The sequence below is a fragment of the Ktedonobacter robiniae genome (assembly GCF_016587375.1).
Classification (GTDB): domain Bacteria; phylum Chloroflexota; class Ktedonobacteria; order Ktedonobacterales; family Ktedonobacteraceae; genus Ktedonobacter; species Ktedonobacter robiniae.
Genome location: NZ_BNJG01000002.1, coordinates 2,637,378 through 2,645,227, shown reverse-complemented (window position 1 = coordinate 2,645,227; position 7,850 = coordinate 2,637,378). Strand labels below are relative to the sequence as shown.

At 53.2% G+C, this 7,850-nt stretch carries 9 protein-coding genes and 1 pseudogene; 2 read left to right on the top strand and 8 right to left on the bottom strand.

From position 1 onward, the window contains the following. A partial coding sequence (locus tag JMJ04_RS47220; RefSeq protein ID WP_236038572.1) for a hypothetical protein occupies positions 1 to 381 on the top strand: 381 nt, incomplete at its 5' end. 221 nt (positions 382 to 602) lie between these two features. Here the strand turns inward: JMJ04_RS47220 and JMJ04_RS47215 are convergent. The 4 genes from JMJ04_RS47215 to JMJ04_RS32325 all read right to left on the bottom strand — a co-directional run bounded on the left by JMJ04_RS47215 (position 603) and on the right by JMJ04_RS32325 (position 3,254). Further along, positions 603 to 1,592 carry a hypothetical protein gene (locus tag JMJ04_RS47215; protein WP_236038571.1) on the bottom strand — a complete coding sequence of 330 codons (990 nt, stop codon included), beginning with the start codon at positions 1,590 to 1,592 and terminating at the stop codon, positions 603 to 605. Positions 1,593 to 1,686: 94 nt separating this feature from the next. Beyond that, on the bottom strand, positions 1,687 to 2,229 hold the full coding sequence (locus JMJ04_RS47210; protein ID WP_236038570.1) for a hypothetical protein: 543 nt from the start codon (positions 2,227 to 2,229) through the stop codon (positions 1,687 to 1,689). After that, complete coding sequence (locus JMJ04_RS47205) at positions 2,163 to 2,510, bottom strand: hypothetical protein (protein WP_236038569.1); 348 nt, start codon at positions 2,508 to 2,510, stop codon at positions 2,163 to 2,165. Before JMJ04_RS47205 ends, JMJ04_RS47210 begins: the two co-directional genes overlap by 67 nt. Positions 2,511 to 2,651: 141 nt before the next feature. Further along, on the bottom strand, positions 2,652 to 3,254 hold the full coding sequence (locus JMJ04_RS32325) for a dihydrofolate reductase family protein (RefSeq protein WP_201374448.1): 603 nt from the start codon (positions 3,252 to 3,254) through the stop codon (positions 2,652 to 2,654). Between the two features lie 429 nt (positions 3,255 to 3,683). On the opposite strand from JMJ04_RS32325, the gene JMJ04_RS32320 reads away from it, so the two are divergent. After that, complete coding sequence (locus JMJ04_RS32320) at positions 3,684 to 3,872, top strand: hypothetical protein (RefSeq protein WP_236038568.1); 189 nt, start codon at positions 3,684 to 3,686, stop codon at positions 3,870 to 3,872. 7 nt (positions 3,873 to 3,879) lie between these two features. Here JMJ04_RS32320 and JMJ04_RS32315 read toward each other — a convergent pair whose 3' ends face one another. From JMJ04_RS32315 to JMJ04_RS32300, 4 genes and pseudogenes are all read right to left on the bottom strand, one after another. Beyond that, the gene (locus JMJ04_RS32315; protein WP_201374447.1) at positions 3,880 to 4,620 is read right to left on the bottom strand and encodes a hypothetical protein; all 741 of its coding nucleotides are present in this window, start codon (positions 4,618 to 4,620) and stop codon (positions 3,880 to 3,882) included. 528 nt (positions 4,621 to 5,148) lie between these two features. Beyond that, positions 5,149 to 5,971: pseudogene (locus JMJ04_RS32310) on the bottom strand (IS6 family transposase). Positions 5,972 to 6,101: 130 nt separating this feature from the next. After that, positions 6,102 to 6,617 carry an AAA family ATPase gene (locus JMJ04_RS32305; RefSeq protein WP_201374446.1) on the bottom strand — a complete coding sequence of 172 codons (516 nt, stop codon included), beginning with the start codon at positions 6,615 to 6,617 and terminating at the stop codon, positions 6,102 to 6,104. Positions 6,618 to 6,812: 195 nt separating this feature from the next. Beyond that, positions 6,813 to 7,190, bottom strand: a complete 378-nt coding sequence (locus JMJ04_RS32300) for a hypothetical protein (protein ID WP_201374445.1) — start codon at positions 7,188 to 7,190, stop codon at positions 6,813 to 6,815. Between the last annotated feature and the right edge of the window lie 660 nt (positions 7,191 to 7,850).

Genomic DNA, 7,850 nt, shown 5'->3' with positions numbered 1-7,850 from the left:
GGAGTGCCACAGGCGGAGAGAATAGCAAGCAGGATAAGGCAAAGCGGAATACACATCAGTGAAATTTTACGTAACATAATTGTTTTTCCTCATTTTCCAAGGAAGAGGTTTTTACGGGCTCTGGCTTCTAGCATAAGAACCCATCAATTTTTTGTTTCTCACTATATCTATCGTCGGCTCTCTCCTTTTTGTTCCATAGAAACAGAGATATGTGAGCAAGTTCACAAAACAAGCCAGTATGAGCAAGAGATGTGTGCTTTGACATGGATCTTAACCAGTCCTTTGACGCAAAAGCTGACCAGCACTTGGCTCCTATCCTCGCTTCAGCGCTTTGCAGAATCGTTTTACGGTTCAGTTTTTGAAACATATCATAGCCAGTAGTTCAAAAAGAGAAGCATAACCTGGAACTCCCCACGAGTTGCGCAACGAGATTGTTGCAGAGCTAAAGCTGATCTGAGGAGCGAAAGTGGCTCAAAACCGGACGCTCAGCCTGCTAGAGAAGGCAGAAACAGGAGGATAGAGAGGAAAAAAAGGCCATGAGGCCCCACGCGGAGAAGCAAGCTTCTCCGAGAAGAGGGAACCCACCAGTTGTCAAGACGATGTTAAGCCGTCGCCAAACCGAGCGAGGTGGCAAAGCTTTCTGGGACACCAAAGAGTCTGATCGTCACTTGCCCAGCTATTGAAACGCGAGCATTGCGAGCCAGCCGCTCTTGCCATGGGAGACGATAGTGCGCGCGTTGTGCGCGGGACAGGATCGCTTCCGCCTCGCCTGGCGAAGTAGTGGTAGGAGATAGCAGGCTCACCTCGATGCGTTGGTGTCGCACGAGTTGCAGACAGGCGCGCCAGTGTGCTCTGCGGCTCCAATCCCGCCAGAGCAGCGGGGCAGAACCCACCTGGAGAGGATGCAAGAGGACGCTGACCTGGCGCGGCTTTGCCGTGGCGTTGCCATTCCACTGGCACTGCTCACGCAGCGGACAGGGACGACAACTGCGAATGCTGGCTCCATACACGACACGTAGGCTTCCATCGTCTTCTCTACGTTGCTCATGCGGGATCAGTTTCTGATTAGCAGGACAACGCAACGTCCCATCGGGCTGGAGAACAAAGTCTTGTCCTGAGAAGCGACCTGCTTTCCAGGGCAGGCCCACGTGAGGGGGAGCATAGCCCGAGGGGGGAGCCGTGTGCGGTGAAGAAGGTGGAAGAGCAGGAGCAAATTCGGTCGTGCGCACAGGCGTTGGCTCCAGTTGATGCCCCAGTTCGAGTCGGATATTCCAGACCCATTGGCTGATGATCTGCCAGGCTTCCTGCCCCCAGGCCGCGTGGCTGCACCACCTGTCGGGGTCCTGCTCGATGTCTTCATCTGAGAGGATCGGTTCAAAGGCCCCGCGATGCAGATACAACTCAACAACGTCAGAAGCGGTGAATGCCTGCTGCGGAAGGTTGGTGAAGAAGAGTTCATAGACGATGCCCGCACGCGTGACGCCAACGGGACTCTTCTTTTGGGAAGCTTGATGAGTTGCCACCACCACGCGGTACAGCACCCCCTCAGGTCCAACCGGTACCTCTGGGCAGTCGTAGAGGCTGCGCACCATCTGGCTTTCCGGGCGCTGTTGGATCTGATCGGGGGCAGGTACAAACGTGCCTGGACGAGAGGATGATCGAGCACCGCGTACTCCTTGCCGCGTGTCACAAAGGCGAAGCCAGCCAGGTCTGCAAGCACGGCCCCCATGCCATATTGTCCGTCGAGCCGAAGCAGGCAGCGTTCGCGCGGGAGCTGATGGAAAGCCTGGTAACGACTGATGGCGGCTTTGCCCTGCCGCAGTTCCTCCCGGTAGAGCCCGTTGCCTCGGTTGCCAAAGGAGCCGAGCCACTGGAAACTGTGGGCTTGGCTGATGACCGTGCGAGTCCGCACCACTTGCCCACGTTTGCGCCCTCGGTAACCAGGAGCACAGATCTCATCGAGCCGACGAGAGGCAGGGGCAGTTCTTCGGTTTGGGGCAAGGCGCGTTGACGAGCCGCCTCACGCGTGCCATCGATATCAAAGACCATCCACTCACCTCTCTCTCGATCCACCAGGCTTCCAGTGGGGTTCTCGTGCGAGAGCGGGCGGCTGAGGAGATCATCGAGAAAGAGTGTGCGCAGAGCTTCGATGGGTGCCTCAGTCAGCGCTGCCAAAAAGCGTGAGAGCGTTGAACGGGCGGGCAACTGAGCACGCTCAAAGAGGGCCATGAAAGGCCCTGCAAAGGGCTGAAGTCTCTGGTAGAACCCTTCCAGGGTGCGTTCCCCGCTGATGGCATAGCCGAGCCGAAAAGAACTGCGAGAAAGTCGATGACCTCGTAGTGCCCGAAACGACGGCGCGCAAAGTGTACCTCCTCGTTGATCTTAGTCAGGACACCGTTCTTGTGCAAGTGCTTGGCAATCAGCACGACTTCGCCAAACCAGGAGGGAATCGAGGGAACAGACTCAGATGAGGTCTGGACGATTACTGATCCATCAGCGATACTGGTCATATGTGCCTCCTTGAGGAAAGATGTTTGATTCTTCCTCTCAAAAAGGCACTTTTTTATCCCCGCTCGCTACGGGTTAGCCGCTCGTTGCGCATCGCGTAGGATCTTCAGCTTATCTGGAGAATTAGTAACAGGTTAGCCGCCTTAAGCTCCAACAGTACCTGTCTTGACTTCTCCGGCTCGCTCATAATTGGCGAAAATCGCACCATTTGGCGTAACCAAACTGTCTGTTAATGTAAAGGCTGCAGGAAGAGTGCCCTCACTAAACAAACGCTTGCCGTTGCCAAGCGTGACGGGGAAAGTCTTCAACCACAGCTCATCAACCAGATCATGTTTGAGCAGTGTCTGGATCAGGTTGCCGCTGCCGTGAACTTGGATATCAGAGCCTTCTGAATTCTTGAGCTTTTTGATGTCATAGGTGCTTTTCAGAAAAACTGAGTTTTTCCAATCTGATTTGTCCATGGTATTACTCATCACATATTTTGTGACGTCATTGATGCCAGGCCACATGTCTGCATGCTCAGGCCAGTAGGAAGCAAAAAACTCAAATGTTTTCCTGCCTAAAAGAAGATCTGCAGGCTTCATATATTTTGCCATGAACTCACCAGCCGCTTCGTCAGCTTCGGCAAAATACGGCGCAGTCCAACCGCCATATTTGAAGCCGTCGGAAGTGTCTTCGTCAGGTCTACCAGGAGCTTGCATGACGCCATCAAGCGTGAGGAACATGTGGACGATAATTTTTCTCATGAAAAGCACTCCTTATCAATTGTTGGGTGATGGGAGAAAGGCGATGCCGCCAGGTCTCTCCTCTGGATCTCGTGTTCATGTGTCCGCGACAAAGCTCTGCGCGTTTCTTCTCTGCTCGGCTCCGCATGACGAACGTTGCTCGCTTTCGCGAGCATAGCATGAGAGCATGAAAAAAACTTCTCTCATCTTGCTCTCTTCTCAAAGAGACGATCTTCCGCAGAGGTCTGGATGCGGACCGATGTATCGGCGATATCGTTCATAGGTACCTCGCTTCTCGACGAAGGATGGGGTTCTTGCTCACCACCGAGAGCGTGTTTCAAGGCTGTAGCGGCCTTTTTCTCAACGGGTCATTCCCTCGACACGCTCGTTGCGCAACTCGTGGGAAAAAGAACGGCTAACCAGCAACAAGCTTGCACGGACCAAGCTGAAATGCGCATTATCCCGTGCTGGCTGCCTACCAAGAGTCCCTGGCTCAACCGCATTGAGCCCAAATGGGTTCATGGCAAACGCGCCATTGTTGAACCGGCTCGGCTGCTGATGGCAAGCGAGCTCAAGCAGCGCGTCTGCGATTCCTTCGCGTGCGAGTTGCTTGAGTTGCTTCTACAGCAGGTCTCTTGACCCAATGCTAGCTTCCGACAGCTATGATGCTCTGCCAGGAATCGCCAGACCAACTCACCTCCAGAGAGTAACAACCGGCAGTGGAGAAAACGGGGAAGAGCCCCCATTCCGACCAGCTGGGACCTGATGAGCCATGTGGAATGTCTGGTACGCCGGATACGGAGCCGACATCCCCTGTATCTGTGAGCGGGTTCAGGATCAGCGTCTGAGTGGCAGCTCTGGGGGGAGTCTGGCCATCGGTCCACCAGGCCAGTCTTTTCGTCTGTCTATCTCGCAGGCGCAACGTGACTGGCAGAGAAGTGTTTGGACCGACTTCAACGACCCATTTCGTCATTGGCCATCTCTGATCAGGGCCAAACTGACTCAGGTGGAGAACATTCTGATAGAAGCCGTCATAGGTCCAGAACGCTCCACCCCCGACTAAACGCACATTGGTATTGGAGCCCAGGCTGTCGAGGTGCTTCTGCTGCGGTGGGGGCTTGGTGGTGCAATCCTGGGGAGGCGGAGCCAGAGGTGTCGTCACCGGCGCGAGGCTCGTGATTACTGTTGAGGTTAGCTGTGGAATGCTCGCGGGGGCGGTGGCAGTGATGTGTGGACTTCCCGATGCCTCTGTTGAAGTGGCGTTTGGAATGCCCGTGTTGGGGGAAGAGCAACTTATGAACAACAGTGCGATCAGCAAGCAAGCCCAACGTGTTGAAAAGAGGGACGAGAGTCCAGCGAGATGAGGATATGGATGTCGGAAACACATCTATTTCTCCTTCTTTCTTTGGTCAAAGCAAGGCTTTCTTACCCAGATTACCAGCTTTTCCTGAAAGAGATCTGAACGTTTTGATAAAGAGATCTGAACGTTTTGATATGGAAGAGCCAAACTGGAGCAGCGTCTCCGATGTGGCTGTGTTTTTGGGGAGTGGGATACCATTTCATCGTAACGTGAACACAATCCGTTGATCCAGCCACAAGCTCGTATGGATCAATCGTGAGTGGGTATCACCTTACGCTGGCTGCCAGCAGAGAGTTCGTGGTTTAACCATATTGAGCCAACGGTCTGATTCAGAGCAGCGAGATCAAACAGCACGTCTGCGATTCCTTTGACGCTGAGTTCCTTGAGCTACTTACACAGCAGGTCTCTTGAACCTGCACTAGCGATGTGGCTTCTTTCCACTACGCCAAGATCGAGCATCCCTGTAGCAAGGCAACAAAAAAGGGGGTTCTGTCAGAACTGAGAACACAGAAGCTCATCGTGGAAATCGAATGCTGAGGATATTGCGGTCTCTTGCTAGGAGGTTGCTTGTACCGATGTCTTCAAGGCTGTCAGCCGATCAAGGAAAGCTCGCCGCTGTTCTGAGCGTAAGGATGGTTCTCCCTTGGTGGAGCGAGGGCAGAGATAGTTCCTTAATTCGTCAAAGGCAGAGCAGAAACGAGCAGCCGAGTCAAAATTTCCGAAGCCATGCATGGGGTAATATCGTTGCTTGACTCCCCGATGGTCTTGCTCCAGGCGATTATTGAGATATTTGTTGGTTCGATGGAGCACATGAGCGCCCAGCGTTTCACGCACTGCTCGTGGGTAGGAGGCGTGCCCATCCGTTGTCACCCGTTCAGGGGTATGGCCAACAACGGCGAGTGCCTGCTTGAAAAACTGTTGGGCGGCCTCCATATCCCGTTTCTCGCTGAGACGTGAATCAACCAGGTTGCCATTTGCGTCAATGGCGCGATAGAGGTAACACCATTTTCCTTTCACTTTGACGTAGGTGCGCATCCACGTACCACGACTGTCCTGCTTGTCCGTGCCGTTTGGTCCGCAATTGCTCAGTAATAAGCGGGGCAAATCGCCTTTCCCACTCCCGAACGGTCTCATAGGTGAACGTCAAGCCTCGATCAAGAAACATTTCAGCGAGATCTCGCAGGCTCAACTTATACCGGAGCCACCACAGGACAATTAGAAGGACCACATCGGTGGGATATTCCAGGAAGTTGAACGGGGTTCCTGTCCGCTCGTTGAAGAGGTGCTTACAAGTAGAGCAACGGAACATCCGATAGCCGAGCGTGGTCTTCTGGGTTTGTTCTTTGGTCGTGACTGAGGCGCAGTGTGGGCAAGGCATGAAGCACTCCTTCTCCGGTCGGTAATGGTTCTTATCATACCTCGCAAACGATCTCCAGGACAAGCCTCTCTCTGAGTTCTGACAGAACCTGCCCTCCCATATGAGCACAAAGCGTTTCGGTCTTTCGGAATCAAGCCGAAACTCGGACATGGCGAAGGATTTCGTCCACGACGCTGACAAGCGGCGGTGTTGCATCTATTACGATACCACTGCTGGGTATGTCTTCTTTCGTTTGATGCAAGCGCGCAATGATTTCCCGTTCCTCTGGTTTTCCGCCCCAGTCAGTTGGGTCCAGTGCCACTCGCTCATCAATCCGCCGGAGACAGGTGTCAAGGTCGACCTCAAGAATAAACACGCCATCTAATAACTCGATGAATTTGGAAAAATTCCTCGACCCACCGCAGAAAAAGGTGACCGCCTCATCCTTGTTAGCGATTAAGGCTTGTACTTTCTCTATATCCCAAAGGGGGGACTTGTAGCGATCAGACGTGAAGATATCCGTTGGCGTACCCGTTTCCAGATCGCCCTGATACCTCAATTCCCGGTCACCATGAATGGCCTGGTAGCCACGACGCTGTAATTCTGTGCAGACCGACGTTTTGCCCGTGCCGGAGACTCCCTCGATAAGATAATTTCTCTTACCCATTGTTTGTCCTTTTCTTGATACGTTTGAGGAACAGTATACCTGATGGGGAGCGGTTTTTCCAGGAAACGCGTGTGAAAGTCGCTCATATGGGAGGGCAAGTGCGCGAGGTCGGAGGGCAAAACCTGCTCACGCGCGGACGTCATTTCCCATTTGGTGGAGCAAGATCCCTTCAAAAAGGCCTTGCACCTTTTCTTGTTATCCAGTCGCGCCAAACAAAGGCAATGGGAGTTGTTGCGCGAAAGCCGTGATCTTGCTCACTTTCTTGCGCGGACTTGGCTCTGGCCTCCTCAAAGCAAGTAACCATTCAGTGTCGGAGAGCTGCCACAGATCCATTTGGGGACTGCGAAAGTGTGTCTCCAGACGGCATGCACTCTTGACCTCGGTGATCTCCTTATTGTAGTTGTTCCACCACGTCTGATGCGCCTGTTGGATCTCCGCCCAGTTGCGCGCGTTGGAAAAAGCGTGGTCCGCGAGACGTTTTTGGATCGAGAACAAGGTTTCTGCATAGTTCTGCCAGGGTTTGCCAGGGTCGATGCTGTTGACTGACCGTAAATCTTCGTTTTTCAGAACCATATCTTTCGTCAGATTCAAGTAAATGGGCCTGGGAAGCCAGGATAGAGGATATGAGGAAGAAGAGACTCCGCACCATAAATTTTCCAGTCCCTTCAAAAGAAAGAAATACTTTTCTGCCTTGCCACGCCAGAAGAAAAAGCGCAGCATAACCTTTCGTGGGCTCTTGTGGTGAGGTGCTCTGTAAATCCCAAATTTGGTGAAGCAATTTCAGCACAAGTATCTGAAGCAATAGCCTTCAAATTGCCTCAGATACTTGTGCCCATTTCCTTTCACAGAATGCTGCGATTTACAAGTAGAAGGCAGACACACCTCTCGCTTGCACCCAATCCGCGTTGCCAGAATACCCATGATGCTTACGCGTTGTCAGCACGCGCACCGAGCCAGCCGAGTCTTCCCATCCCCTTGCGCATGGATGGGAAGAGCGGATGGGTGGGGTGAGCAGTATTCATTGACACCGATGCGATCTCCATGCTATCATCTGGCTGATGAGTAAAAGATATCTGTTCCCCTCAGGCGGTGTGAAACCGCTTTTGACCGCGTAAGCCCGGCACTTTTGGCTTACGTGGCTGTTTGTGAATAGCGCCCTCCTCACGCGCAGCGCTGATCGCGTTGGTGAGAGGATATGCGTTGTCTTCATCCTGCGATGTATCTCAGCCCCGT

Excerpts from the sequence above, each read along its gene's own strand:
- JMJ04_RS47215 (WP_236038571.1), bottom strand. The coding sequence starts at position 1,592 with ATGGTGCGCAGCCTCTACGACTGCCCAGAGGTACCGGTTGGACCTGAG.
- JMJ04_RS47210 (WP_236038570.1), bottom strand. The coding sequence starts at position 2,229 with ATGGCCCTCTTTGAGCGTGCTCAGTTGCCCGCCCGTTCAACGCTCTCA.
- JMJ04_RS47205 (WP_236038569.1), bottom strand. The coding sequence starts at position 2,510 with ATGACCAGTATCGCTGATGGATCAGTAATCGTCCAGACCTCATCTGAG.
- JMJ04_RS32325 (WP_201374448.1), bottom strand. The coding sequence starts at position 3,254 with ATGAGAAAAATTATCGTCCACATGTTCCTCACGCTTGATGGCGTCATG.
- JMJ04_RS32320 (WP_236038568.1), top strand. The coding sequence starts at position 3,684 with ATGCGCATTATCCCGTGCTGGCTGCCTACCAAGAGTCCCTGGCTCAAC.
- JMJ04_RS32315 (WP_201374447.1), bottom strand. The coding sequence starts at position 4,620 with ATGTGTTTCCGACATCCATATCCTCATCTCGCTGGACTCTCGTCCCTC.
- JMJ04_RS32305 (WP_201374446.1), bottom strand. The coding sequence starts at position 6,617 with ATGGGTAAGAGAAATTATCTTATCGAGGGAGTCTCCGGCACGGGCAAA.
- JMJ04_RS32300 (WP_201374445.1), bottom strand. The coding sequence starts at position 7,190 with ATGGTTCTGAAAAACGAAGATTTACGGTCAGTCAACAGCATCGACCCT.